The organism is Ensifer sp. BR816 (assembly GCF_000378985.1).
GTDB lineage: Bacteria > Pseudomonadota > Alphaproteobacteria > Rhizobiales > Rhizobiaceae > Sinorhizobium.
The window spans coordinates 5,458,506-5,483,563 of sequence record NZ_KB905370.1 but is presented as its reverse complement, the minus strand read 5'-3'; the positions used below and the strand labels follow the sequence as shown (position 1 = coordinate 5,483,563).

Below are 25,058 nucleotides of genomic sequence, written 5' to 3'. Positions count from 1 at the left end.
AACGATAAGAACGCCCAACAAGGGCGGATTGGGGAAAGAGGCATTGTATGGCCATTGGCGTTACGAATGCGCCTGAGAGAAGCAAATCCTCGGGATCGATCATCAACGATCCTCAGGCGCGCGGGATCTTCTACCAGGCAGTCACCGTCATCCTTCTTGCGGTCCTGATCTATTGGATCGCCGACAACACGATCGAAAACCTGAAACGCGCGAATATCGCGTCCGGCTACGGCTTCCTGAACAGCCGCGCAGGCTTCGACGTCGGGCAGTCGCTGATTTCGTTCACCAGCGATTCCACCTACGGCCGCGCTCTGGTGGTCGGCTTCGTCAACACGCTGCTCGTGGCGGTGACGGGCATCATCACCGCAACGGTCATCGGCTTCATCGTCGGCATCGGACGGCTGTCGCACAACTGGATCATCGCCAAGCTGTCGCTCGCCTATGTCGAGGTGTTCCGTAACATTCCGCCGCTGCTGGTCATCTTCTTCTGGTACAGCGGCGTTCTGGCGATCCTGCCGCAGGCGCGCGAAGCGCTCGCCCTGCCCTTCAATATGTATGTGAGCAACCGCGGACTCGCCTTCCCCAGACCCATTCCGGGAGAGGGCTCGCTATACACCCTCCTTGCCTTGCTCATCGCCGTCGCTGCGACCTTCTTCGTCGCCCGCTACGCACGCCAGAAACAGATGGCAACCGGCCAACGCTTTCCTGTCCTGTGGACCGCGCTGGGGCTGATCATCGGCTTGCCGCTCCTCACCTTCCTCGCCACCGGCGCACCGCTCACTTTCGACGTGCCCGTCGCCGGCAAGTTCAACCTGACCGGCGGCTCGGTCGTCGGACCGGAGTTCATGTCGCTCTTCCTCGCGCTGTCCTTCTATACCGCTGCATTCATCGCGGAAATCGTCCGGGCCGGTATCCGCGGCGTCTCAAAGGGACAATCCGAAGCGGCCCATGCGCTTGGCATTCGTCCCCGGCTGACCACGCGGCTGGTGATCGTCCCGCAGGCGATGCGAATCATCATTCCACCGTTGACCAGCCAGTATCTCAACCTCACCAAGAACTCGTCGCTGGCGGTCGCCGTCGGTTATGCGGATCTCGTCGCAGTCGGCGGCACGATCCTCAACCAGACCGGCCAGTCGATCGAAGTGGTGAGCATCTGGATCATCGTCTATCTCAGCCTAAGCCTCGCGACCTCGCTCTTCATGAACTGGTACAACGCCCGTATGGCGCTGGTGGAGAGGTAAGATCATGAGCACGCAACAAGCATCTTTCGTTCGTGGCTCGATGATCGAAGCCTCCCCCGCCCCCGCGTTGCAAAGCGGCGCTGTCTCCTGGCTGCGGAAAAATCTGTTCGCCACACCGAAAGACACCGCCCTGACGATCGTCAGCCTGCTCCTGCTGGCGTGGCTGGTGCCGCCTGCCATTCAGTGGCTGTTCATCGATGCCGCCTGGACGGGCGGGGGGCGCGGCGTCTGCGCCACGCTCTCACAGGGCGGCTCGCAGCCGGAAGGCTGGAGCGGCGCCTGCTGGGCCTTCGTCAATGCAAAGTTCGACCAGTTCGTCTTCGGCCGCTATCCGATCGAAGAACGGTGGCGCCCGGCCCTCGTCGGCATCCTGTTCGTCCTGTTCCTGGTGCCGATGCTGATCCCCAGGATCCCCTACAAGGGATTGAACGCGATACTCCTGTTCGCCGCCCTGCCGATCATCGCCACCATCCTGCTTCCCGGCGGCTGGTTCGGCCTGACCTATGTCGAGACGGCGCTCTGGGGCGGTCTCATGGTCACGCTGGCCCTGTCCTTCGTCGGCATCGCGGTTTCGCTGCCGCTCGGCATCCTGCTCGCGCTCGGCCGGCGCTCCGACATGCCGGTGATCAAGATGCTCTGCACGGTCTTCATCGAGATTGTGCGCGGTGTTCCGCTGATCACGGTGCTGTTCATGGCAAGCGTGATGCTGCCGCTGTTCCTGCCCCAGGGCGTCACCTTCGACAAGTTCCTGCGGGCGCTCATCGGCGTGTCGCTCTTCGCTTCCGCCTATATGGCGGAAGTGGTCCGCGGCGGTCTGCAGGCCATTCCGAAGGGCCAGTATGAAGGCGCCGATTCGCTCGGTCTCAGCTATTGGCAGAAGATGAACCTCATCGTCCTGCCGCAGGCGCTGAAGCTGGTGATCCCGGGGATCGTCAACACTTTCATCGGCCTGTTCAAGGACACGTCGCTCGTCTCGATCATCGGCATGTTCGACCTGCTCGGCATCGTTCGCTTCAACTTCACCGACGCAAACTGGGCCTCCTCGGTCACGCCGATCTCGGGGCTAATTTTCGCCGGCTTCGTATTCTGGCTTTTCTGCTTCGGCATGTCGCGCTATTCCGGCTTCATGGAACGCCAGCTCGACAAGAGCCAACGATAAAAAAGGGGAAACATAAATGGCAAACACTGCCACCGCACCGAAAATGACCGTATCGACGACGGACGTCGCGATCGAAATCACCAACATGAACAAGTGGTACGGCGACTTCCACGTGCTGCGCGACATCAACCTCAGGGTCATGCGCGGCGAGCGCATCGTCATTGCCGGCCCGTCGGGCTCCGGCAAGTCGACGATGATCCGTTGCATCAACCGGCTCGAGGAACACCAGAAGGGCAAGATCGTCGTCGACGGCATCGAGCTTACCAACGACCTCAAGAAAATCGACGAAGTGCGCCGCGAAGTCGGCATGGTGTTCCAGCACTTCAACCTCTTCCCGCATCTGACGATCCTCGAAAACTGCACGCTGGCACCGATCTGGGTGCGCAAGATGCCGAAGAAGGAAGCCGAGGAGATCGCCATGCATTTCCTCAAGCGCGTCAAGATCCCCGAGCAGGCCCTCAAATATCCGGGCCAGCTCTCCGGCGGCCAGCAGCAGCGCGTCGCGATCGCCCGGTCGTTGTGCATGCGCCCGAAAATCCTGCTGTTCGACGAGCCGACCTCGGCACTCGACCCGGAAATGGTCAAGGAGGTTCTCGACACCATGGTAAGCCTTGCCGAAGAAGGCATGACCATGCTCTGCGTCACCCACGAAATGGGCTTTGCGCGCCAGGTCGCCAACCGCGTCATCTTCATGGACCAGGGCCAGATCGTCGAGCAGAACTCGCCGGCCGAATTCTTCGACAACCCGCAGCACGAACGCACCAAGCTGTTCCTGAGCCAGATCCTTCACTGAAATCGCGGTACGCGCTCGCACGAAAACGGCCCGCCATTACAGGCGGGCCGTTTTTCATTTTGCGCTGTCTTCGCAAGCTCCGCCACGAGAAGAGCCGCGCCGGCCGGACGGCGGCGCTTGCTTTATTATAGAACCGGCAGGACCGGACGCTTTGCCAGAGCAGCCTCGATAACGCCCTGAACTCGCTCACGCTCCGCACCGGCAAGCGGCAGGCGCGGCGCCCGGACGCGATCGTTGGAATCGATCGCGAAAACTTCCGCAAGCTTGATGTTCTGGACGAGATTGGTGGAGACGTCGAGATCAAGCAGCGGACGGAACCAGCGATAGATCGCCCTCGCCTCTTCCAGACGCCCGGCCTGGACGAGCTTCCAGATCGCAACCGTCTCCTTCGGGAAGGCAACGACAAGGCCGGCAACCCAGCCGTGGGCACCCATCAGCAGGCTCTCGAGCGCCAGGTTGTCGACGCCGGTGAAGCAGTCGAAACGCTCGCCGAAGCGGGTGAGAACATCGGTGACGCGGCGGATGTCGTCGGTCGATTCCTTCATCGCGACGACGAGCTCGTTCTTCGCCAGTTCGTCGAACATCGAAAGCGTCACGTCGACGCCATAGGCGACCGGGTTGTTGTACACCATGATCGGCAAACCACCGGCGGCAGCCACCGCCTGGACGTGGGCGAGCGTCTCGGCCGGCGCGGATTTATAAGGCACGCCGGGCAGAATCATGAAGCCGTCGGCACCGGCCTTAGCGGCTGCCCTCGCCGCCGCTTCACCGCGGCGCGTGGCGCTTTCGCAAATCGTCATCAGCACCGGCTTGCCGCCGGCGACCGACTTCGCGATCTTCAGGATCTCGATCTTCTCATCGGCCTCCAGCGTCATGTTCTCGCCGAGCGAGCCGCAGACTATCATGCCGTCAACGCCGGCCTCGAACTGCAGCGCGAAACAGCGCTCCATCTCGGCCTTGTCGAGATCACCCTCAGTCGTGAATTTCGTCGTTACTGCCGGAAAAACGCCGCGCCACATGGAAGCCTCCTTGATTGTGATATATCAGCTTACTTGCCATGATTTCGGAACTGTGTCAATCTCTGATATATCACAAAGCCAAGGGCATTCATGTCGTCTCAATCGCAGGCCCACCTCGCCTATCTGGCGCTCGAACGCCTCATCGTCACATTGAAGCTGAAGCCGGGAACGCTCGTCACCGAACGGCGTCTGCTCGAACTCGCCAATCACGGCCGCACGCCTGTCCGCGAGGCGATCCAGAAGCTCGCCTGGCAGGGTCTGATCGAGGTTCGCCCGCGGGTCGGCTTGCAAATCAGCACCATCCGACCGGACGATCGGGTCCATGTGATGCAGACCCGACAACAGCTGGAACCCTTGGCGGCGGCGCTCGTGGCGGAGCATGCAAGCGCCGAAGCCCGCCAGGAGATAAGCGACTGCAGACAACAAATGGCAGGCTGCGCCGGCCGGGGCGATCTCGAGGGCTTTCTTGTAGCGGACAAAATGTTCGACGAGGTGATGGAAGAGGCTTGCCCGAACCGGTTCCTGACGGCGGCACTGGCGCCGCTCCAGACCCATGCGCGCCGCATCTGGTTCGCATCCGCTACGCCGGAAAAGATGAAGGGCTCGGTGGAGCGCCACGTGAAGGTCATGCGCGCGATCGAGGCGGCGGACCCGGCGGACGCTGCCGCTTCCATGTCACGGCTGATGGATTATCTCGCCGACGGTTAGGCCGCATCTGCGCTTGCTGGACGGGTAAAACGAGAAGGGGTGCATCGCTGGATGCACCCCTAGTTCCAATCAGAATGGTGGTTCGTCTCAGCCGACGAAGGCGCGCTCGATGACGAACTCGGCCGGCTTGTTGTTGGCGCCTTCCGTCAGGCCGGCGGCTTCGAGGATTTCCTTGGTGTCCTTCAGCATGGCGGTCGAGCCGCAGATCATGCCGCGGTCGATTGCCGGGTCGAGCGGCGGCAGGCCGAGGTCGGCGAAGAACTTGCCGTTCGTCATCAGGTCGGTAATCCGGCCCTTGAACGGGTAGTCCTCGCGCGTCACGGTCGCATAGTGGCGCAGCTTGTCGCCGACGATCTCATTCAAGAATTCGTGGTTGCGGATTTCCTCGACCAGATCGAAGCCGTATTTCAGCTCGGCCACGTCGCGGCAAGTATGGGTGAGGATGACTTCCTCGAACTTCTCATAGGTCTCCGGATCGCGCATCAGGCTCGCAAAGGGAGCAATGCCCGTGCCGGTCGAGAACATGTAGAGCCTGCGGCCAGGCACGAGCGCGTCGAGCACCAGAGTACCGGTCGGCTTCTTGCGCATCAGCACCTGGTCGCCCGGCTTGATCGTCTGCAGATGCGAAGTTAGCGGGCCGTCGGGCACCTTGATCGAGAAGAACTCAAGTTCCTCGTCCCAGGCCGGGCTTGCGATCGAATAGGCGCGATAGACCGGCTTGTCGCCGACCATCAAACCGATCATCGCGAACTCGCCGGAGCGGAAGCGAAACTCCTGCGGGCGCGTCATGCGGAAGCGGAACAGCCGGTCCGTATAGTGTTCGACGCTGGTGACCGTTTCGACGAAGACACCCGCCGGTGCCTGTACCGCGAAATCTTCCTTTTTTGCCGGCGCATTCATCGTTGCTTCAGTCCTGTAATGGTGAGGCTTTTTATCAACTACGAGCGGATATTCCAAGCCTTGGCAAATTGAAAGGAATTCCCTTCCAAATATAGGCTCTTTCGAGGATTTCGGCTTGCTTCACACTGTCGCGGGCCGCGTTTTTTACGAGACGCGGCGCCAGCTATAGGATTTGGCATCGGTCGACGGCTTTGCCGTCGGCTGGTAGTGATTGTCGATGCCCGGCAGGCGCCCTTCCGAGAGCCGCTTGATAGCCGTCGCGTTGGTCACCGAGAAACTGTCGACGCCACAACGCAGCATCAGCGGAATCTGGTCGATCAACACGTCGCCAACGGCACGGACCTCGCCTTCGAATCCCAGCCGGCTGCGCAACAGCGAAGCGTGGCTGAAGGCACGCCCGTCGTTGAAGGCCGGGAAAGCTAATGCTACCAGATCAATGCGGTCGAGATGGGGCGAGAGCCGCGTCACGTCGTCGGCCGGGCCAATCAGGACACCAAGACCAGAACCGCCAGCCGCCGCCTGTTCCAGAAACGCGTCGAGGCCTAGGATCGCCTTTTCGTTCGAGCCGGCCTTGGTTTCTTCAGTTTCGACGATCCACGGGTCATCGCTCACGAAGCCGCGTTCATTCCAGATTTTCGTCATCTTCTCAAATCCTTATAGCGGCTCGTTCACGCGGCTTCCTGGGCGCCACCGCCGTAGAGCGCATCCTTGAAAGGCTGCGGCCCGACGCGGCGATAGGCTTCGAGGAAGGTTTCCGACTGGTCGCGGCGCAGGCCGAGATAGGTGTCGACAATCGTCTCAACCGCATCCGTCACCTTCTCCGGCTCGAAGCCGCGGCCAATGATCTCGCCGATCGAGGTGTTCTCGTCGCCGGACCCGCCAAGGGTGATCTGATAGAGTTCCGCGCCCTTCTTCTCCACGCCCAGCAAGCCGATATGGCCGACATGGTGGTGGCCGCAGGCATTGATGCAGCCGGAAATCTTGATTTTCAGGTCGCCGATCTCAGCCTGCCGCTCGGGCGAACCGAAGCGGCTGGAAATCTCCTGCGCGACGGGAATAGAGCGCGCATTGGCAAGCGCGCAGTAGTCGAGCCCGGGACAGGCAATGATATCAGTGATCAGCCCCGCATTGGCGGTCGCCAGGCCAGCGGCGACCAGCGCCCGGTAGACCGGTTCCAGGTCGGCAAGTGCCACATGCGGCAGGATCAGGTTCTGCTCGTGGCTGACGCGGATCTCGTCGAAGGCGTATTCCTCGGCGATATCGGCCACGATTTCCATCTGGCTGTCGGTCGCATCGCCCGGAATGCCGCCGATCGGCTTCAACGAGATCGTCACCATTCCGTAGTCCGGATGCTTGTGCGGCTGGACGTTCTGGTGCACCCACTCGGCAAAGGCCGGATCGGCCTTCTTCCAGCGGGCAAGGTTTTCCCAGCCTTCCGCCCGGTTCGCCAGCGCCGGCGGTGCGAAATAGCCCGCAATCGCCTGGATGTCGGCGTCGGGCAGCTTCAGTTCCGTGTTCTTGAGGTTGGCGAATTCGACCTCCACCTGGCGCGCCAGTTCCTCCGCACCGGTCTCGTGCACGAGGATCTTGATGCGCGCCTTGTACTTGTTGTCGCGCCGGCCATAGAGGTTGTAAACGCGCATGATCGCCGTCGTATAGGAGAGCAAATCCTCTTCCGGCAGGAAGTCGCGGATCTTCTTGGCGATCATCGGGGTGCGGCCCTGGCCGCCGCCGACATAGACGGCAAAGCCGAGCTTGCCGTTCTCATCCTTCTTCAGATGCAGGCCGATGTCGTGCACCTGGATGGCGGCACGATCGCGCTCGGCGCCGGTGACGGCGATCTTGAACTTGCGCGGCAGGAACGAGAACTCCGGATGGACGCTCGACCATTGGCGAAGGATTTCCGCATAGGGGCGCGGATCGGCGACCTCGTCGGCCGCTGCACCGGCGAAATGGTCGGCGGTGACGTTGCGAATGCAGTTACCGGAGGTCTGCAGCGCGTGCATCTCGACGCTCGCCAGGTCCTTGAGGATGTCCGGCGTGTCGGAAAGGCGCGGCCAGTTGTACTGGATGTTCTGGCGCGTCGTGAAGTGCCCGTAGCCGCGATCATATTTGCGGGCGATATGGGCGAGCATGCGCATCTGGCGGCTGGACAGCGTGCCGTAGGGAATCGCGACGCGAAGCATGTAGGCGTGAAGCTGGAGGTAGACGCCGTTCATCAGACGCAGCGGCTTGAAGGCATCCTCGGCCAGTTCACCGGACAGCCGCCGCTCGACCTGATCGCGGAACTGCTCGACGCGTGCGGAAACGAAGGCGTGGTCGAATTCGTCGTAACGGTACATGGAAGCTCAGATCCTCAGGCAGCAAAGTTCTTCGGGCCGGAAAGCCCATGATATCCGGGAGCATAGGCGATCGACGGGCCTTCCGCCCGGATCCGCTCGCGCATGCGAAGCGGCCGGAGTATGCCGTCCACCTCTTCCACGTCAACGACATTGACGTCGACGACCTTGTTGTCGGCGAAGGCGGTCTTGCCGGTCGCATCGAGGGCGGCAACCGCTTCGGCATGGCGGGCAATAAAGGCAGCCTGCAGCGATTCCACCCAATTGCCGGAGGCGTCAAGCCAGACGGAAATGCCGTCCGCCAAGCGATTTGCCGTCAAAACCTTGCTCACCATTGCGTCGTCCTCAATTCGATATCTGTTCGGCGCGTCTCGCGCCGGAAGCCTGGCTCGGGTCGGCACTCTTGCGCCGGCCGGCAGCGAGTGGTTCCGAACGGTCGAAGTTCGCACCGGCGACCGCATCGCCGATGATCACCATGACCGGGCCGTCGAGCTCCGTCCGGTTCTCGAGATCCGGCAGTTCACGAAGGATGCCGTGCAGCAGGCGCCGTTCGGCGCGGCTGGCGTTCTCAATGACGGCGACCGTCGTCTCCGCCGGCAGCCCCGCCTGCATCAGCCGACCAGCGACCGAAGCCGCCACCGTGCGGCCCATATAAACGGCGATCGTCGCGCCGGACACGGCAAGCCGCGCCCAGTCGGGAAGCACATCACCGGCGAGATCATGGCCTGTCGTGAAGACCAGCGACGATGCAACGCCGCGAAGCGTCAGCGGCAGTTCGAAATCCGCGGCCGCAGCAAAGGCCGAGGTGATGCCGGGGACGATCTCATAGCTGACACCGGCCTCGCGCATCGCGGCCATTTCCTCGCCGGCGCGGCCGAAGATTAGCGGATCGCCGGATTTCAACCGCACAACACGCTTACCTTCCTTGGCAAGCTTCACCAGCAACTGATTGATCTCGCCCTGAGATTTGGTGTGGCATCCCTTGCGCTTGCCGACCGAAAGCCGCTCGGCGTCGCGGCGGCCCATATCGACGATCGCCTGCGGCACCAGCGCATCATAGACTATGGCGTCCGCTTCCATCATCACTCGCTGCGCCCTCAGCGTCAGCAGATCCTCTGCACCCGGACCGGCGCCGACCAGCCAGACATGGCCGGAAACACGGTCGGCCGCATCGAGGAGCCGAGAAGCCTCGCGGCGGGCGGAGCCGAGATCGCCGAGCGCAACATGATCCGCCACCGGTCCCGAGAAGAAGCGCCGCCAGAAGACGCGGCGCGCCACGCCGCGCGGGATAAGGCGATCGACTGCCTCGCGGTAGCTTGCAGCCAAAGTTGCAACGATGCCGAGCGACGGCGACAGCAGCTGATCAATCTGGGCGCGGATCATCTGCGCCAGAACGGGCGCTGCCCCTTCCGTGCCGATCGCGACAGCGACCGGGGCACGGTTGACGAGCGCAGGCGTCAGGAAATCGCAATAGTCGGGCTGGTCGACGGCATTGGCGGGAATCTTGCGCTCGCGCGCCGCGGACACGATCCCCCGGTCGGCAGCGGCATCACCGGTCGCCGCAAAGACCAGTACTGCGCCTTCGACCTGATGGTCGGCAAAGGGCTGGCGGACCGTTTCGATGCCCTTGTCCTTCAGGAAAGCCTCGAAGGCCGGTTCCGGTTGATCCGCATAAGCGAGGATGCGCGCTTCGGTATTCAACAGCAGCCGTACCTTGGCGAAGGCCTCGTCCCCATTGCCGAACACCGCCACGCTTTTCTGCGCGACGCGAAAGAATGCCGGGAAAACGGACAGTTGCTGCGACATATCGAGGGGGTGGCTCCTTCTACAGGCTGCGGCGAATATCCCTCATAGCCGCAGACAATTGAAGAAACAGAAATTTCTATGGGTTTACGGGCACGTATTGTTTTGCTCGACAGCCAATCTTTTTGAGCAAATATCTCCGGAGGATGATTGCGAACCGCAGCGGCACCGCCATTGCGCCGACCGCCGAACCTCCGTTAAATGCCGGCAGACATTTTCCGGGGAATGCCAGGATGAAGACATCCGAATTGGCCGAGCGGCTGCTGGCGGTCATCGAAACCGATATACTCCCCTTGACCGAGAAGGGGGTGGCGGCAGGCAACAAGGTGTTCGGTGCGGCGATCCTGCGCAAGGCCGATCTATCGCTCGTGCTGGCCGAGACCAACAACGAGACCGAGAACCCCTTGTGGCATGGGGAGGTCCATACGCTGAAGCGCTTCTACGAGATGGCGGAGAAGCCCGACACGCGCGAACTCATCTTCCTGTCGACGCACGAGCCCTGCTCCATGTGTCTCTCGGCGATCACCTGGGCCGGTTTCGACAATTTCTACTACTTTTTCAGCCACCAGGATTCGCGCGACAGTTTCTCGATCCCGCACGACCTGAAGATCCTCAAGGAAGTCTTCCGGCTCGAGCCGGGCGGCTATGCCCGGGAAAACGCCTTCTGGAAGTCGGCCTCCATTGCAGCGCTTATGCAGGATGCCGATCCGGAAACCGCAAAGCGGCTCGCGGCGCAGGATGCGCGCATCCGCGATCGCTACAACCGCCTGTCCGACACGTATCAGGCGGGCAAGAACAACAACGCCATACCGCTGAACTGAGTCCGATGGAACCTTCTCGCGATACTCAACGCCTCATCGATATCATGGTCGCGCTTCGTCACCCGAAGACCGGCTGTCCCTGGGATATCGTCCAGACCTTCGAGACGATCAAACCCTACACGATCGAGGAAGCCTACGAGGTCGCCGACGCGATCGAGCGCCATGACATGGACGATCTCTGCGACGAGCTCGGCGACCTGCTGCTGCAGGTGGTCTATCACGCGCAGATGGCGGACGAGGCCGGCGAATTCTCCTTCGGCGACGTCGTGGAAGCCGTCACCCGCAAGATGATCCGCCGCCACCCGCATGTCTTTGCCCGCTCCGACGCCGATACGCCCGAGGCGGTCAAGCTGCAATGGGACGAGATCAAGCAGGCCGAGAAGGCCGACCGGCAGCAACGCCGCATGCGCCGCGGCCTGCTGCTGGAGGAGCATTCCGGACATCTCGGCTCGGTGCAGCGGAGTTTTCCGGCGCTGGTCGAAGCGCTCAAGCTTCAGGAGCGCGCGGCCAAAGTCGGCTTCGACTGGTCGGAGCCGGAACCGATCCTCGACAAGGTCGAGGAGGAAATCGGCGAGTTGCGCCAGGCGCTGAAGGACGGCGATCGGCGAAAGGTTGCCGACGAACTCGGCGACCTGATCTTCGCGCTGGTCAATATCGGCCGCCATATCGGTACCGATCCGGAAATGGCACTGCGCGGAACCAACACCAAATTCCGGCGCCGCTTCGGCCATATCGAGCGCGAGCTCACTGCCGGTGGCGAGACGCTGGATGCTGCATCGCTGGACCGCATGGAAGAACTTTGGCAGGCGGCAAAGGCGATCGAAAGGCAATTGACGTAACGGCATGCCGTTACGTCACGCCTACCAATCCTCCGCAACAGGCTTCGGCCCGTTGCCCAGCCGTCTATCGAGTTCGGCGGCCTCGGTCTCGGTCAAGCGCAGGTCGAGACTGACCCTACCGTCTTCGAGATCGTCGCGGCCATCGACGATCGCGTGCTCATAGATCCAGGGCAGGAATTGCAGCTGGTCCAGTGCGAGCACGATGTTGCACGCGGTCATGACGCCCGAAAGCCGCTGGCCGATTTCGGCTAACAGATCGTCGACGCCTTCGCCGGTGATCGCCGAAACGGCGACGGTGTTGTCGGCGCCCGCCGCTTTGTTCACCAATGCCTCGCGCACCTCCGGCTCGAGCCTGTCGATCTTGTTCCAGACCTCAACGATGCGCTCGGAGCCCTCCTTCTCGTCAATGCCGAGATCGGCGAGGATACGCAGCACATCGCCTGCCTGCGCCTGATTGTCCGGGTCGGAGAGATCGCGGACATGCAGAATGAGGTCTGCCTCGAGCACCTCTTCCAGTGTCGCGCGGAAGGCTGCGACGAGGTGCGTCGGCAGGTCGGAGATGAAGCCGACGGTGTCGGACAGGATGACCATTCGGCCATGCGGCAGCTTCAGCCGCCGGAGGGTCGGATCGAGCGTCGCAAAGAGCATGTCCTCGGCCAACACGCCGGCACCGGTCATCCGGTTGAACAGCGTCGACTTGCCGGCATTGGTATATCCGACCAGCGCGACGATCGGGTGCGGCACCTTCTTGCGCTTCGAGCGATGCAGCTGGCGCGTCCGCCGCACCTGCTCCAATTCGCGCTCCAGCCGGACGATCCTCTCCTGCAGCAGACGACGGTCCGCTTCGATCTGCGTTTCGCCCGGGCCGCCCATGAAGCCCGCGCCGCCGCGCTGGCGCTCAAGGTGGGTCCAGCTTCGAACCAGCCTGCCCTTCTGATAGTTAAGGTGGGCGAGATCGACCTGAAGCGTGCCCTCCTTGGTGGAGGCGCGCCGGCCGAAAATCTCGAGAATGAGCCCTGTCCGGTCGATGACCTTGGCGTTCCATTCCTTCTCGAGATTGCGCTGCTGCACCGGCGTCAGCGGGTGATCGACGATGACCAGGCCGGCATCCCTCTCGTTCAGGATATGGCCGATTTCCTCGATCTTTCCGCTGCCAAGCAACGTGCCGGGTTTCGGCTGCGCCACTGGGACGACCGTGCCATGCACGACGTCGAGGTCGATGGCGACCGCAAGCCCGGTCGCCTCTTCCAGCCGGCTTTCGTCCGATCGCGTTGTGGCCATCGCCAGGTCTGTGGCTTGCTTGCCGGTCTTCTTGAGGACCGGCACGACGACAACCGCGCGCATGTCATCACGGCGCTTCTCGAGCTCCGGAATGATCGACGACGGCGATTTCGAATTACGCTTGTTAATGATCCTCAGGTCCCGTCAGGAGGCCGCTTCCTCATTCTCGAACATCTGCAGAGGCTGGCCCGGCATGATTGTCGAGATGGCGTGCTTGTAGACGAGCTGGGAATGGCCGTCACGGCGCAACAGAACACAGAAATTGTCAAAAGATGTCACAACACCCGTCAGTTTCACGCCATTGATAAGGAAAATGGTCAATGAAATTTTTTGCTTGCGGACCGTATTGAGAAAGAGATCCTGCAAGTTTTGAGAACGTTCCGCCATCGCGCCGCTTCTTTCTTATTTGCCGGCTTGGGCACCGGTGCATTTTGTCAAATTTGCGATCAGAGGTGTCACAGAGCCTTCCCCGACACCTCTTCAAGTTTGGTATCAAATCGCCGTCTTCTCCGCAACGTCGAAAAAGGCTTCACGAATATTCTGTGCTATGCTTCCGGGGTGGCCGTTGCCTATCGTCTTTCCGTTTATCGAAACGACCGGAAAGCAGATGCTGGTTGCGGCGGTGATGAACACTTCCCGCGCGCCCAGCATTTCCTCGACAGAGAATGCCCGCTCCTCCACTTTCAGGCCGAGCGGCTTTGCAACGTCCATCAGTGTCCTGCGCGTGATACCGCGCAGTATGCCGTGCTCGGCGGGGCGCGTCAGCAACGTTCCCTCGCCGTCGACGATCCAGACATTCGTCGCCGCGCCCTCTTTGACCATGCCGTCCGCATCGACGAAGATCGCTTCCTGCGCACCGAGTTCCTTCGCCTTCTGGCGAGCGAGGACGTTCGGAAGAAGGCCGACCGTCTTGATATCGACCCGGTCCCACCGGTTCTCCGCCACGGTGATCGCGGCGATGCCCTCGGCATTCTTCCTGGCGATCGCGGCCGCATCCGTCCGCTTCGCCGTGACGACGATCGACGGCGGCGTGTCTTGCGCCGGGAAGACGTGATCGCGCCGGGCGACCCCGCGCGTCACCTGAAGATAGAAAAGCCCATTGCGCACCCGGTTCCGGCGCAGAACCTCCCGAATGACGTGGATCAGGGCCGCCCGGCTCATCGGCCAGCTTATCCTGAGTTCGCTCAGCGACCGGTCGAGGCGGTCGAGGTGGCGACTGAGATCGACTATGAGGCCGTGGCGCACCTCGCAGACCTCGTAGACGCCGTCGGCAAACTGGTAGCCACGGTCTTCCACATGGATTGCGGCCTCGGAATGCGGCACATAGGCGCCGTTGACATAGGCGGTTCTCGGCATTGCGCTTTGCGGCCTCAGACGCCCAGCGATTTCAGCTTGCGATGAAGCGCCGAGCGCTCCATGCCGACGAATTCCGCCGTGCGCGAAATGTTTCCGCCGAAGCGATTGATCTGGGCAATCAGATAATCCCGCTCGAACATTTCGCGCGCCTCGCGCAGTGGCAGCGTCATGATGTGCTGGTCGCCCTTGGCGGAAATCTTCGGCAGCGTGTCGCCTACCTCGTTCGGCAGCATGTCGGCGCTGATCGGCGTATCCGGTCCGTCGCTTCGGGCGAGGATCATCAGGCGTTCGATGTTATTGCGCAACTGCCGGATATTGCCCGGCCAGTCATGCGCCTGGAGCACGGCGAGCGCATCCTCACCGATCTTGCGCGGCCGGATGCCGGCATGTTCGCTCACCTGGCGCATGAACATGTCGACCAGGAAGGGGATATCCTCGCGCCGCTCGGCGAGCGCCGGAACGCGCACTGGGATGACGGCCAGCCTGTGATAAAGGTCCTCCCGGAAGAGTCCCTCGGCGATCATGTTTTCGAGATTGTAGGCGGTCGAGGAAATGATGCGGACGTCCACCTTGACGCGCTTCGAACCGCCGACACGCTCGAACTGCTGGTCGACGAGCACACGCAGGATCTTGTTCTGCGTCTCACGCGGCATCTCGCCGACCTCGTCGAGATAGAGGATACCGCCATGGGCTTCCTCCAGCGCGCCCGTGCGCCGCGGCTGGCCGGCGGTGCCCTCGGTGCCGAAGAGAGCGATCTCCATGCGATCCGGCGTGATCGCGGCAGCGTTCAAGGCGACGAAGGGTCCGGCTGCGCGCGTCGACTTCCTATGGATCATGCGCGCCACCAGCTCCTTGCCGGAGCCGGAAGGTCCCTGGATCATGATGCGGCTGTTGGTGGGGGCGACCTTTTCGATCGTCTGCCGCAGTTGCGAGACCGCGACCGACGTGCCGATGAGCTCGACCGGATCGCCGGACCGCTTCTTGAGCTCCGACACCTCGCGCTTGAGCTTGGAATTCTCCAATGCCCGTTCGGCAATCAGGATCAGCCGGTCGGCCTTGAACGGCTTCTCGATGAAGTCGTAGGCGCCGCGCTTGATCGCGGAAACGGCCGTCTCGATATTGCCGTGGCCGGAAATCATGACCACCGGCAGATCCGGATGACGGCTCTTGATCTCGTCGAGCAGCGACAGTCCGTCCAGCCGGCTGCCCTGCATCCAGATGTCAAGGAAAACCAGCCTCGGCACGCGGTCGTTGATGGCCGCAAGTGCGCTGTCGCTGTCGAAAGCCGTCCGCGTCTCATGGCCCTCGTCCGACAGGATGCCCGAGACGATCTCGCGGATATCTTCCTCATCATCCACAACCAGAATGTCAGCCGCCATTGGTATTACCCTTATCCTTCACAGTCTCGTCGCCCCCGGTTTCGCCGGCGGGCGGCAGGATCACGCGGATCATCGCCCCGACACCGCCGTCGAAATCCGCCGGTGCATCGTGCAATTCCAATTGTCCGCCATGGTCCTCGATGATCTTCTTGACGATGGCGAGACCCAGTCCCGTGCCCTTCTCGCGCATCGTCATGTATGGCTCCAGAATACGGTGCCGGTTTTCCGTGGGCAGCCCCTTGCCGTTGTCGATGACATCGACCACGAAGCGGCCGGTCGCATCGTCGCGACGGGAGCGAACCAGGATCCTGGGTGCGCCGCGGGCCGCCTCGGCCGGTACCGCTTCGATCGCCTCCACCGCATTCTTCACGATATTGCCGAAGGCCTGGCCCAGCATGCGGCCGTCGAACTGGCCCTCGAGCGCGTCGTCGCCGAAATCGCGAACAAAGATGATGTGGCTGTTGCCCATCTCTCGCAGAAAGACCGCATCCTTGAGGATCGAGCGCAGGTCGGACTTTTCCTTCGTCGGTTTCGGCATTCGTGCAAAGGCCGAGAACTCGTCGACCATCCGGCCGATGTCTTCCACCTGGCGCACGATCGTATCGGTGCACTGGTCGAACACGGCCTTGTCCTCCTGGTCGATCTGCCTGCCATAGCGCCGCTTCAAGCGCTCGGCCGAAAGCTGGATCGGCGTCAGTGGGTTCTTGATCTCGTGCGCGATGCGCCGGGCGACGTCCGCCCAGGCGGTCGAACGCTGTGCAATGACCAGATCGGTGATGTCGTCGATGGTGATGACATAGGAGCCGTTCGAGCCGTCGCCCTCTTCCCGGGTCACTTGAACGTTCAGCGTGCGCTCGGTTCCACCGCGCATGATGTTGATCTGCTTGCGGTAGTCGTTGCGATAACGGCTCTCCGCCTCGACCAACACCTCCTCGATCTCCGGCGCCACCTCGCGCAGACTTGCGCCGAGCAGTCCGGGAGCCGACTTCCGCAGGAATTCCTCCGATGAGGGATTGGCGATCGTGATGCGCCGGTCCCGGCCGACGCCGATCACGGCCGCCGTGACGCCGGAAAGCACCGCTTCGATGAATCGGCGGCGCTGGTCGACCTCGTCCTTGGCGACAAGGATCTGATCCTGCTGCGTCCTGATCTCGCTGACCATCTTGTTGAAGGTGCGCGACAGGTTTCCGACGTCGCCGTCGACGGCGCGCACCGGCACGACGACGTCGAGATTGCCGGAGGCGACGCTGTCGGCCGCGCCGATCAGTTGCCGGATCGGGCGGACGATACGGTCGGCGACCGCGATAGCGGTCCAGATCGCCGCCAGGAGCACGATGAGCGCGAAACCGATGTAGAGAACGCCGAAGGCGATCTGCAACGACGTGCGCCCTGCCTCGAGTGTCTTGTACTCGGCGGTGTTCTCTTCCATCAGCCGCATCGAGCGCATGACTTCGGGATCGACGTTTCGAAGCGTGTAGAGGTAAATCCCCGGAAAGTTCTCAAGCGGGACGACGGCTCCCACAAGGTTGGTGACGCCCGGAGGGATGAGCGTCGGCTGGCCGGCGACCGTGCTTTTCAACGCATCCTGCGGGATAGCCGGCAAGGGCCGCTCGGTGGAGATATCGGCTTGCAGGATGGCGCTGCCGTCGGCGCGGACGAGGAATGCGCCGAGCATACCGCGCCCCCGCGCCTGCCGCGTCATCAGATCGGTGAAGCCGGTGCGGTCGAGGGCGTAGAGCTGACGGTTGCGCTCCAGGTCGTTGGCCATCGAAACCGTCTGGCCCTGGAGGTAGCTGGCATTCTCCAGAACATAGGCCTGAGCGACGTTCAGCGACGATCGCACGATCGCCTGGGTGCGTAGCGAGAACCAGCGATCGAGGCCGACATCGAGAGTGATGCTGGCAAAAATCGCGACGAGGATGGCCGGTGTTATCGCCACGATCGAGAACAGGGCGACGATACGCACATGAAGCCGCGCCGCCGCCCTGCCCTTGCTGCGGGCGCGAAGCAGCCGGATAATTTCGCGGGCGATGAGATAGATCAGCCCGACGACGAAGACGCCGTTAATGCCCGCGCAGGCAATGACGATGTTTCGTTCCGGCCGAACGGGGGTGAGGCCGAGAAGGACGAACAGCGACAGGGTGGCGCAGACCAGCGCACCGGTGGCCAGCATCAGGCCCGGGAACGCGAAGGAGGCTCGCCGATCCTGGGCAGCCGCGACACCGTCCTCCGTGCCCAATGGCAAGGCCATTCCATCCACCATGAAAAAAGCATCCCCCAAAACCGGTGCTACCGATGACACCGGCACACTCGCCTGCATTCCGGACCAAGATATTGAACGTGCCTCGGCCCGGACCGACGCCGGCATGCGCCGCCGCCATTGCCCAGATGCAGATCGAATCGATCGCCCTACAAGCCCTTCAAGCAACGCATTGTGGCGAAAATGCAACGGTGTTGCAAAGCAGTCAAGCCGTGCGCGAGCTCCGATAGACCGAGACGCCCAGTTCCCGGATCTTCTTACGGAGCGTATTGCGGTTCAAGCCGAGGAGATCGGCTGCCTTGATCTGATTGCCGCGCGTCGCCGTCAAGGCAGCGAGAATCAACGGATACTCCATTTCGGCAAGCACCCGGTCATAAAGGCCCGTCGGCGGTAACGCCTCGCCGAAGCTTGCGAAATACTGCCGCATGTTCTCCTCGACCGCCTGCGAGATCGACATCGAGCCCGGCCGCGCCGCGGTCTTATCGATCGGGCTGTCGGGCACCTCGGAGCGCAGTTCGTTCTCGATGATCTCGCGGGTGATCACGTCCTGTGGATAAAGTGCAGTCAGACGGCGCACGAGGTTCTCGAGTTCGCGAACGTTGCCCGGCCAGGGATGCGCCTTCATCAGTTCCAGCGCCTCCTGGTCGAACCGCTTGACGTCGAGCCCCTCCTTTTCGGCCTGCTGGACGAAATGCCGGACGAGGTCGGGAATATCCTCGGCGCGGTCGCGCAGCGGCGGCAGGCGCAGCGGCACGACGTTCAGGCGATAGTAGAGGTCCTCGCGGAAAAGACCCTGGTTGATCGACTGCTTCAGGTCCTTGTTCGTCGCGGCGACGATGCGCACGTCGGAGCGGATCGGCGTGCGCCCGCCGACGGTCGTGTATTCGCCCTGCTGCAGCACGCGCAGCAGCCGCGTCTGCGCATCCATCGGCATGTCGCCGATCTCGTCGAGGAAGAGCGTTCCGCCCTCGGCCTGTTCGAAGCGGCCGGTGGAGCGCGTCTGAGCGCCGGTGAATGCCCCCTTCTCGTGACCGAACAATTCCGATTCGATCAGGTCGCGCGGGATCGCCGCCATGTTGATGGCGACGAAGGGGCCATTCCTGCGTTTGCCGTAGTCGTGCAGCGCGCGTGCGACCAGTTCCTTGCCGGTTCCCGATTCACCGGTGATCATCAGCGTCAGGTCGGTCTGCATGAGCCGGGCGAGAACGCGATAGATTTCCTGCATGGCAGCGGAACGGCCGACGAGCGGCATGCCATCCTGCGAATCGTCGTCCAGCTTGGAGGGGCGACGCTTCGGCTCGGCCAGCGCCCGGCCGATGATGCCGATCAGCTCGGTCAGATCGAAGGGTTTCGGCAGATAATCATAGGCGCCCTTCTCCGACGCCTTGATGGCGGTCATGAAGGTGTTCTGGGCGCTCATCACCAGCACCGGCAGGTCGGGTCGCGCTTTCTTGATCCGCGGCAGGAGATCGAAGGCGTTTTCGTCCGGCATTACGACATCGGTGACGACGAGGTCGCCATCGCCAGCGGCGATCCAGCGCCAGAGAGTCGCCGCATTGGATGTGATGCGGACATCGTATCCGGCACGACTGAGCGCTTGGTTGAGCACGGTGCGAATGGCTGCGTCGTCATCCGCGACGAGGATCGTGGCGCCGGTCATGCATTGGTTCCTTTTGTCATCGGAATTACGTCATCCGCCGCGCGTCCCTTGGAGGCAGGCATCAGAACGCGAAAGGTCGTGCGGCTATGCTGGCTGTCGCATTCGACGATGCCGCCATGGCCGCCGATGATCTTGGCCACCAACGCCAGACCAAGACCGGAACCGTTCGTCTTCGTCGTGATGAACGGGTCGAAGAGATGCGGCAGCAGGTCGGACGGAACGCCTGGCCCGTTGTCGTGCACGCAGAACTCCAGCGGCAGCGAGATCTTTTCGCGGGTCCCCGCTACCGAGAGCCGGATGCCTGGCCGATAGGCCGTCGTCAGCATGATCTCGCCTTCCGGCCGATCGCCGATGGCCTCGGCGGCGTTCTTGACCAGGTTGAGGAAGACCTGGACGAGCTGGTCGCGGTTGGCATAGACCGGCGGCAGCGACGGGTCGTAATTTTCGGTGATTTTGATGCCGCGGGCAAAACCCGCCTTGGCGATCGCCTTCACATGGTCGAGCACCGAATGGATATTGAGCGGCACCCGATCGACCGGCCGCTCGTCCGAAAACACTTCCATGCGATCGACGAGGGAGACGATGCGGTCGGTCTCGTCGCAGATCAGCCGCGTCAGCGCCCGATCTTCGTCGGTGACCGATGATTCGAGGAGCTGCGCCGCGCCCCTTATGCCGGATAGCGGGTTCTTGATCTCGTGGGCCAGCATCGATGCAAGCCCTGTCACGGACCGCGCGGCTGCCCGGTGCGTGAGCTGCCTATCGATCTTGTCGGCCATCGAGCGTTCCTGGAAGACGATCACCACGGATCCCGGCTGCGACAGCACCGGGGCCACGTAAAGATCGACCAGCTTGTCGGCGCCGAGGCGCGGCGAGCTCAGATCGACCCGGTATTCGTTGACCGGCGCACGCCGCTCGCGCACCTGGTCGATCAGCGTCAAAAGCGGACTGCCGAAGGGAATGAAGGCGCTGATATCGTGACGGGCGAGATGGTTGGCGCTCGCCCCGAAGAAGGACTCCGCCTCCCAATTCGCGAAGGCGACATGGCCATTCTCGTCGACGAGGATGACCGGGTTCTGTATGGCATTCAGCACGGCCAACGAGAGCTCGCTCGCGGCTTCAGCCGATTCCGGGACCATTGTCTTTTCGGTCATGCCGCCATTTCCCCCGTAACCGGCGCCACGCCGGGGCGAGCAATCGCAGCCGTAACGCGATCGCTGACCAGTTTTACGTCCTTCGACGTCAGGATTTCCGCCTTGTCCGCGGCCGCAAGATCCGGCGCGAAACGCTCAAGATACCAGCCGACATGCTTGCGGGCGTGGCGAAGACCGATCTCGGATCCGTAGAATTCGAGCATCATTGCGTAGTGCTCGACGAATATTGCGGCGATTCCCGCTTCATCCGGTTTGCTTGCAGCGCCCGCAAGCACGCCCGCATGCCACGGCCGCCCCTGGCATGAGCGGCCCACCATGACGGCGTCGGCACCGGAGCGACGCAAGATATCCGTGGCGTCGGCGATCGTGTCGACGTCGCCATTGGCGATCAGCGGGACGGAGATCTCGTCGCGAACTGCGCGGATCGCATCCCAATCCGCCTTGCCGGTATAGAATTGCATGCGGGTACGGCCGTGAATGGTGATCGCCTGCACGCCGGCTTCCTCGGCCCGGCGTGCGATCAGCGGCGCGTTGATCGAATTCTCGTCCCAGCCGAGCCGCATCTTCAGCGTTACCGGCACGCGAACTGCTTTCACGGTCGCCTCGATCAGCGACAAGGCATGATCCGGGTCGCGCATCAGCGCCGAGCCGGAATAGCCGCCGGTAACCTTCTTGGCCGGGCAGCCCATATTGATGTCGACGATGTCGGCGCCGTTGGCTTCGACGATCTTGGCGGCCTCGGCCATCCAGTAGGCCTCGCGTCCGGCAAGCTGGACAATGTGGGGATCTATGCCGGAATTCCGCAGCCGTGCCCAGGATTCGGCCGCATTGCCGACCAGTTCGCGGCTTGCGACCATTTCGGTCACGACAAATCCGGCACCGAAGCGCCAGGCGAGCATGCGGAACGGCAAGTCGGTTACGCCGGACATCGGCGCGAGCGCCACCCGATTGCGGATTTCAACATTCCCGATCCGGAGCGACGATGACAGGGCCGATGGTGGCAAATGCATATCTTTCAGGCAGATCATTTTGATGCACTATTTTTAGCCATAGATATTGGGCTTGCCAAGCGTTTTCCACGCGCCCGACAAAATTCCTCACATGACTGGCAATGGCGAGATCATCGCGGTACATGACGGCGAAGATCAGCGAATTGCGGGACCCCATACAGAAGATGCAGCCGGAAGAACAGTTCTCCTGTGGCGTCGTCGTCGTTGCGGCCGGCCGCGGCGAACGCGCCGGCCAATCGGCGGAAGGGCCGAAACAGTACCGGACGATCGGCGACCGCCCCGTTATCGCCCATACACTTGACGTTTTCGCGACATGGGCGGGCGCCGGGCCGGTCGTGGTCGTCATCCATCCCGACGACGAAGCGCTTCTCGCCGCGGCGCTCAAGCGGATGAACTGCCCGATCGACGCGGCGGTGGTTCACGGGGGTCCGACGCGGCAACTCTCTGTTCTTGCCGGACTGGAAGCGCTCGCCAAGGCCGGTGTTCGACACGCCATGATCCAGGACGCCGTGCGCCCCTTCATCGACCACGCCCTGCTCGACCGCTGCCGTGCAGCGCTCCAGGGCGGGGCCGAGGCCGTATTGCCGGCAATCGCCGTTGCCGACACGCTGAAACGGGCGACGGACGGCCGCATCGTCGAGGAGACAGTGCCGCGGGGCGGCCTTTACGCTGCCCAGACGCCGCAATGCTTCCGCCTCGAGGCAATCCTTGCCGCCCACCGGGCGGCAAGCGCCAGCGGCCGAAGCGACTTTACCGACGACGCATCCATCGCCGAATGGGCCGGCATCCCGGTCGTGCTCGTCGAAGGGGCGCCGGACAATCTCAAGCTCACCCTTCAGAGGGACATATCGATGGCCGATGAAAGGCTGACCCGCCACGCAATCCCCGACGTGCGCACCGGCAATGGCTACGACGTGCACGAGCTCGTCGAGGGCGACGGCGTCACGCTCTGCGGCGTGTTCCTTCCGCATGACCGCAAGCTCTCCGGCCATTCCGACGCGGATGTCGCCTTGCATGCCTTGACCGACGCGCTGCTCGCCACCTGCGGCGCCGGCGACATCGGCGACCACTTCCCGCCTTCGGATCCGCAATGGAAGGGCGCCGCCTCGCGCATCTTCCTGGAGCACGCCGCACGGATCGTGCGCGAGCGCGGCGGCATCATCACCAATGCGGACGTTTCCCTGATCGCGGAGGCGCCGAAGGTCGGACCCCATCGCCAGCAGATGCGCGAGAACCTTGCCGCCATGCTCGACATCACCCTCGACCGCTGCTCGGTGAAGGCGACGACCAACGAGAAGCTCGGCTTCGTCGGGCGCCGGGAAGGCATCGCGGCAATCGCCACCGCAACGGTCGTCTATGTGCCGGAGACGAAAGCCTGATGTGGCCGGCCGATATCGAGCGGGAAGCACGCGCCATCATTGCCGACTTCACCGCACGCGGGCTGAAGATCGCCACCGCCGAATCCTGCACCGGCGGATTGATCGCCGCGGCGCTGACCGAGATTGCCGGCTCGTCCGCCGTCGTCGACCGCGGCTTCGTCACCTATTCCAACGCGGCGAAAATCGACATGCTTGGCATTGACGGCGCGACGCTCGCGGCCCACGGCGCCGTCTCCCGCGAAACGGCTGCGGAAATGGCGCGGGGTGCCCTTTCCCGCTCCGACGCCCATCTCGCCGTCGCGGTCACTGGAATCGCCGGCCCCAGCGGGGGCTCGGTCGAGAAGCCGGTCGGGCTTGTCCACCTCGCTGCGGCAGCGCGGTCGGGCAAATTCCTTCACCGCGAGATGCGCTATGGCGATATCGGGCGCGATGCGGTGCGGCTCGCAACGGTGAGAACGGCGCTCGATCTCCTAAGGGAGATCGCTCAGGAGCCGTAGACCGCGTCGGCCCGCTTCTCGAAAGCCTCGGAAAACATCCGGAAGGCGCGATCGAACATCGAGCCCATCAGGGCGCCGAGGATGCGGCTCTTGAATTCGTAGTCGATGTAGAAATGCACGATCGACTGGTTCTCGTTCACCGGCTCGAAGCGCCAGACATTATCGAGATATTTGAACGGACCTTCGATGTAATTGACGTCGATCACCCGTTCCGCAGCCTTCAACAGGACCTGCGTCGTAAACGTCTCGCGGATCGCCTTGTAGCCGACAGTCATGTCGGCGAGCAGCAACACCTTGCCGTCGCGCTCCTTGCGCGAGCGCACGCTCAGCGCCTCGCAAAGCGGCAGGAATTCTGGATAGCGCTCGACATCGGCGACGAGGTTGTACATCTGCTCGGCCGAGTGGTTAACGACATGGTTGGTTTCAAAGTGCGGCATGGTTTGGAGTTAAGGCCGGTGCGCGAGAAGATCAAGGAGTTGAGCATCATCGGAACAAGTCTTCCAGAATAAGCTCCCCAGATTTCGGAGGTCAGTCTGAAACGTCCGCACTTCGCGAGCCCGTGGGAGTGGTGCCAGAACATCCGTCCAACCGGTTGTCGCTCAGAGACAAGGCTTCCTGAGGCGTATATGCAGAAACATTGGAACCACGCGCGTATCGGCCACGGTCGGGTACTGCCGCGCGACCTCGTCAGATGCCATCGGTTCGCGAAATTCTTCTATAGAGAACCCTGACTCAATGATCATCTTCATCCAGCTTCCGAGTGTCCGGTGAAAGCGCGGGACCCGAAACGGAGCCGCATCACCCCGTTCCTGTGGCGGAATCGTCGAAAATAGCCAAGTCTCGATACGTCCGTCGGTCTCATCGAAATAGTCCGCCACCTCCACAGCCCGGCAGTTGCCATCCCGATCGCGGAGGGTCTTGCGATAGGGGGGTACAAAACACGGATGCAGGATGGAGAACTGAAAGAAACCGTCAACGCGAAGCACCCGAAAAACCTGCTGCAGGACACGACGCTGATCAGGCATGTCCATCAACGACATGAAGGCTGTCACGAAATCGAACGCACTGTCATCGAAAGGCAGATCTCGACCGTCGGCAAGCATGTATTGGATGCCGCGAGGGTCAATTGCCTCCTGTTCCTCGGCGTGACGAATGAAGGTGGGCGCGATGTCCACCGCAACCATGAGTGCCTCGCGTTCGGCAAGAAGACGGGTGTTGCTGCCTTCGCCGCAACCCAGATCGAGACCGCGCAACGCGCGAATGGGCGGAAGCATTTCCAAAAAAGCTGGAGTATTCAGCGCATCCCGATAAACATCGTAGCCTGCGCGCGAGAACTTCGTCCAGTTCTCCGCATTCGCGTCCCAGCAAGCACCAACCTCGGCAGATTGCATCGCATCCTCCGTCGATAGAGCCACATCCAGAGGTTGCGATTTACATTCTCATGCCTGATCAAGCAAGGGCGA

General features: G+C 62.4%; 24 protein-coding genes. 8 read left to right on the top strand and 16 right to left on the bottom strand.

Annotated features, from left to right (window positions below):
- Nucleotides 1–47 precede the first annotated feature (47 nt).
- The 3 genes from RHIBR816_RS0126415 to RHIBR816_RS0126405 are packed head-to-tail and all read left to right on the top strand — an operon-like array spanning nucleotide 48 to nucleotide 3,193.
- On the top strand, nucleotides 48–1,241 hold the full coding sequence (locus RHIBR816_RS0126415) for an amino acid ABC transporter permease (protein ID WP_018239599.1): 1,194 nt from the start codon (nucleotides 48–50) through the stop codon (nucleotides 1,239–1,241).
- Between the two features lie 4 nt (nucleotides 1,242–1,245).
- Nucleotides 1,246–2,400 carry an amino acid ABC transporter permease gene (locus tag RHIBR816_RS0126410; protein WP_018239598.1) on the top strand — a complete coding sequence of 385 codons (1,155 nt, stop codon included), beginning with the start codon at nucleotides 1,246–1,248 and terminating at the stop codon, nucleotides 2,398–2,400.
- A 16-nt stretch (nucleotides 2,401–2,416) separates the two neighbouring features.
- Nucleotides 2,417–3,193, top strand: a complete 777-nt coding sequence (locus RHIBR816_RS0126405) for an amino acid ABC transporter ATP-binding protein (RefSeq protein ID WP_018239597.1) — start codon at nucleotides 2,417–2,419, stop codon at nucleotides 3,191–3,193.
- A gap of 125 nt (nucleotides 3,194–3,318) precedes the next feature.
- Here RHIBR816_RS0126405 and RHIBR816_RS0126400 read toward each other — a convergent pair whose 3' ends face one another.
- Nucleotides 3,319–4,212: a dihydrodipicolinate synthase family protein gene (locus RHIBR816_RS0126400; RefSeq protein ID WP_018239596.1), complete on the bottom strand. Its 894-nt coding sequence runs from the start codon at nucleotides 4,210–4,212 to the stop codon at nucleotides 3,319–3,321.
- 90 nt (nucleotides 4,213–4,302) lie between these two features.
- Between RHIBR816_RS0126400 and RHIBR816_RS0126395 the strand changes: the two genes are divergently transcribed.
- A complete protein-coding gene (locus tag RHIBR816_RS0126395) occupies nucleotides 4,303–4,920 on the top strand; it encodes a GntR family transcriptional regulator (RefSeq protein ID WP_018239595.1) in 618 nt (205 codons plus the stop codon).
- A gap of 87 nt (nucleotides 4,921–5,007) precedes the next feature.
- Here the strand turns inward: RHIBR816_RS0126395 and RHIBR816_RS0126390 are convergent, their stop codons facing one another.
- The 5 genes from RHIBR816_RS0126390 to cysG form a co-directional block, all read right to left on the bottom strand.
- A complete protein-coding gene (locus RHIBR816_RS0126390; protein WP_018239594.1) occupies nucleotides 5,008–5,820 on the bottom strand; it encodes a ferredoxin--NADP reductase in 813 nt (270 codons plus the stop codon).
- Nucleotides 5,821–5,964: 144 nt separating this feature from the next.
- The gene (locus RHIBR816_RS0126385; protein WP_018239593.1) at nucleotides 5,965–6,462 is read right to left on the bottom strand and encodes a DUF934 domain-containing protein; all 498 of its coding nucleotides are present in this window, start codon (nucleotides 6,460–6,462) and stop codon (nucleotides 5,965–5,967) included.
- 26 nt (nucleotides 6,463–6,488) lie between these two features.
- Entirely contained in the window at nucleotides 6,489–8,162 is a 1,674-nt protein-coding gene (locus RHIBR816_RS0126380; RefSeq protein WP_018239592.1) for a nitrite/sulfite reductase, read from the bottom strand.
- A 14-nt stretch (nucleotides 8,163–8,176) separates the two neighbouring features.
- A complete protein-coding gene (locus RHIBR816_RS0126375; RefSeq protein ID WP_018239591.1) occupies nucleotides 8,177–8,494 on the bottom strand; it encodes a DUF2849 domain-containing protein in 318 nt (105 codons plus the stop codon).
- A gap of 10 nt (nucleotides 8,495–8,504) precedes the next feature.
- Nucleotides 8,505–9,965: a siroheme synthase CysG gene (cysG, locus tag RHIBR816_RS0126370; RefSeq protein ID WP_018239590.1), complete on the bottom strand. Its 1,461-nt coding sequence runs from the start codon at nucleotides 9,963–9,965 to the stop codon at nucleotides 8,505–8,507.
- 230 nt (nucleotides 9,966–10,195) lie between these two features.
- Between cysG and RHIBR816_RS0126365 the strand changes: the two genes are divergently transcribed.
- Nucleotides 10,196–10,783, top strand: a complete 588-nt coding sequence (locus tag RHIBR816_RS0126365; RefSeq protein ID WP_026187451.1) for a deaminase — start codon at nucleotides 10,196–10,198, stop codon at nucleotides 10,781–10,783.
- Between the two features lie 5 nt (nucleotides 10,784–10,788).
- Nucleotides 10,789–11,622: a nucleoside triphosphate pyrophosphohydrolase gene (gene mazG, locus RHIBR816_RS0126360; RefSeq protein ID WP_018239588.1), complete on the top strand. Its 834-nt coding sequence runs from the start codon at nucleotides 10,789–10,791 to the stop codon at nucleotides 11,620–11,622.
- Between the two features lie 21 nt (nucleotides 11,623–11,643).
- Here the strand turns inward: mazG and hflX are convergent, their stop codons facing one another.
- The 8 genes from hflX to dusB form a co-directional block, all read right to left on the bottom strand.
- Nucleotides 11,644–12,966 (bottom strand): GTPase HflX, encoded by a 1,323-nt coding sequence (hflX, locus tag RHIBR816_RS0126355; protein WP_018239587.1) that lies wholly within the window; start codon nucleotides 12,964–12,966, stop codon nucleotides 11,644–11,646.
- Between the two features lie 81 nt (nucleotides 12,967–13,047).
- The gene (gene hfq, locus RHIBR816_RS0126350) at nucleotides 13,048–13,290 is read right to left on the bottom strand and encodes an RNA chaperone Hfq (protein ID WP_003535434.1); all 243 of its coding nucleotides are present in this window, start codon (nucleotides 13,288–13,290) and stop codon (nucleotides 13,048–13,050) included.
- Nucleotides 13,291–13,395: 105 nt separating this feature from the next.
- The gene (locus tag RHIBR816_RS0126345) at nucleotides 13,396–14,259 is read right to left on the bottom strand and encodes a D-amino-acid transaminase (RefSeq protein WP_018239586.1); all 864 of its coding nucleotides are present in this window, start codon (nucleotides 14,257–14,259) and stop codon (nucleotides 13,396–13,398) included.
- A gap of 14 nt (nucleotides 14,260–14,273) precedes the next feature.
- Entirely contained in the window at nucleotides 14,274–15,638 is a 1,365-nt protein-coding gene (gene ntrX, locus RHIBR816_RS0126340; RefSeq protein ID WP_018239585.1) for a two-component system response regulator NtrX, read from the bottom strand.
- Nucleotides 15,628–17,946, bottom strand: coding sequence for a HAMP domain-containing histidine kinase (locus tag RHIBR816_RS0126335; RefSeq protein WP_026187450.1), 2,319 nt, complete (start codon nucleotides 17,944–17,946; stop codon nucleotides 15,628–15,630). The genes ntrX and RHIBR816_RS0126335 overlap by 11 nt, the downstream gene beginning before the upstream one ends.
- 157 nt (nucleotides 17,947–18,103) lie before the next feature.
- Nucleotides 18,104–19,558, bottom strand: coding sequence for a nitrogen regulation protein NR(I) (ntrC, locus tag RHIBR816_RS0126330; protein ID WP_018239583.1), 1,455 nt, complete (start codon nucleotides 19,556–19,558; stop codon nucleotides 18,104–18,106).
- Nucleotides 19,555–20,709: a nitrogen regulation protein NR(II) gene (locus tag RHIBR816_RS0126325; RefSeq protein ID WP_018239582.1), complete on the bottom strand. Its 1,155-nt coding sequence runs from the start codon at nucleotides 20,707–20,709 to the stop codon at nucleotides 19,555–19,557. The genes ntrC and RHIBR816_RS0126325 overlap by 4 nt, the downstream gene beginning before the upstream one ends.
- The gene (gene dusB / locus RHIBR816_RS0126320) at nucleotides 20,706–21,734 is read right to left on the bottom strand and encodes a tRNA dihydrouridine synthase DusB (protein ID WP_026187449.1); all 1,029 of its coding nucleotides are present in this window, start codon (nucleotides 21,732–21,734) and stop codon (nucleotides 20,706–20,708) included. The genes RHIBR816_RS0126325 and dusB overlap by 4 nt, the downstream gene beginning before the upstream one ends.
- A 149-nt stretch (nucleotides 21,735–21,883) precedes the next feature.
- On the opposite strand from dusB, the gene RHIBR816_RS0126315 reads away from it, so the two are divergent.
- Nucleotides 21,884–23,098: a bifunctional 2-C-methyl-D-erythritol 4-phosphate cytidylyltransferase/2-C-methyl-D-erythritol 2,4-cyclodiphosphate synthase gene (locus RHIBR816_RS0126315; protein WP_026187448.1), complete on the top strand. Its 1,215-nt coding sequence runs from the start codon at nucleotides 21,884–21,886 to the stop codon at nucleotides 23,096–23,098.
- Nucleotides 23,098–23,595: a CinA family protein gene (locus RHIBR816_RS0126310; RefSeq protein ID WP_018239579.1), complete on the top strand. Its 498-nt coding sequence runs from the start codon at nucleotides 23,098–23,100 to the stop codon at nucleotides 23,593–23,595. The genes RHIBR816_RS0126315 and RHIBR816_RS0126310 overlap by 1 nt, the downstream gene beginning before the upstream one ends.
- On the opposite strand, the gene RHIBR816_RS0126305 is transcribed toward RHIBR816_RS0126310, so the two are convergent.
- Nucleotides 23,583–24,032: a type II toxin-antitoxin system RatA family toxin gene (locus RHIBR816_RS0126305; protein WP_026187447.1), complete on the bottom strand. Its 450-nt coding sequence runs from the start codon at nucleotides 24,030–24,032 to the stop codon at nucleotides 23,583–23,585. The two genes, RHIBR816_RS0126310 and RHIBR816_RS0126305, sit on opposite strands and share 13 nt — an antisense overlap.
- 162 nt (nucleotides 24,033–24,194) lie before the next feature.
- A complete protein-coding gene (locus tag RHIBR816_RS0126300) occupies nucleotides 24,195–24,986 on the bottom strand; it encodes a class I SAM-dependent methyltransferase (RefSeq protein WP_018239577.1) in 792 nt (263 codons plus the stop codon).
- Between the last annotated feature and the right edge of the window lie 72 nt (nucleotides 24,987–25,058).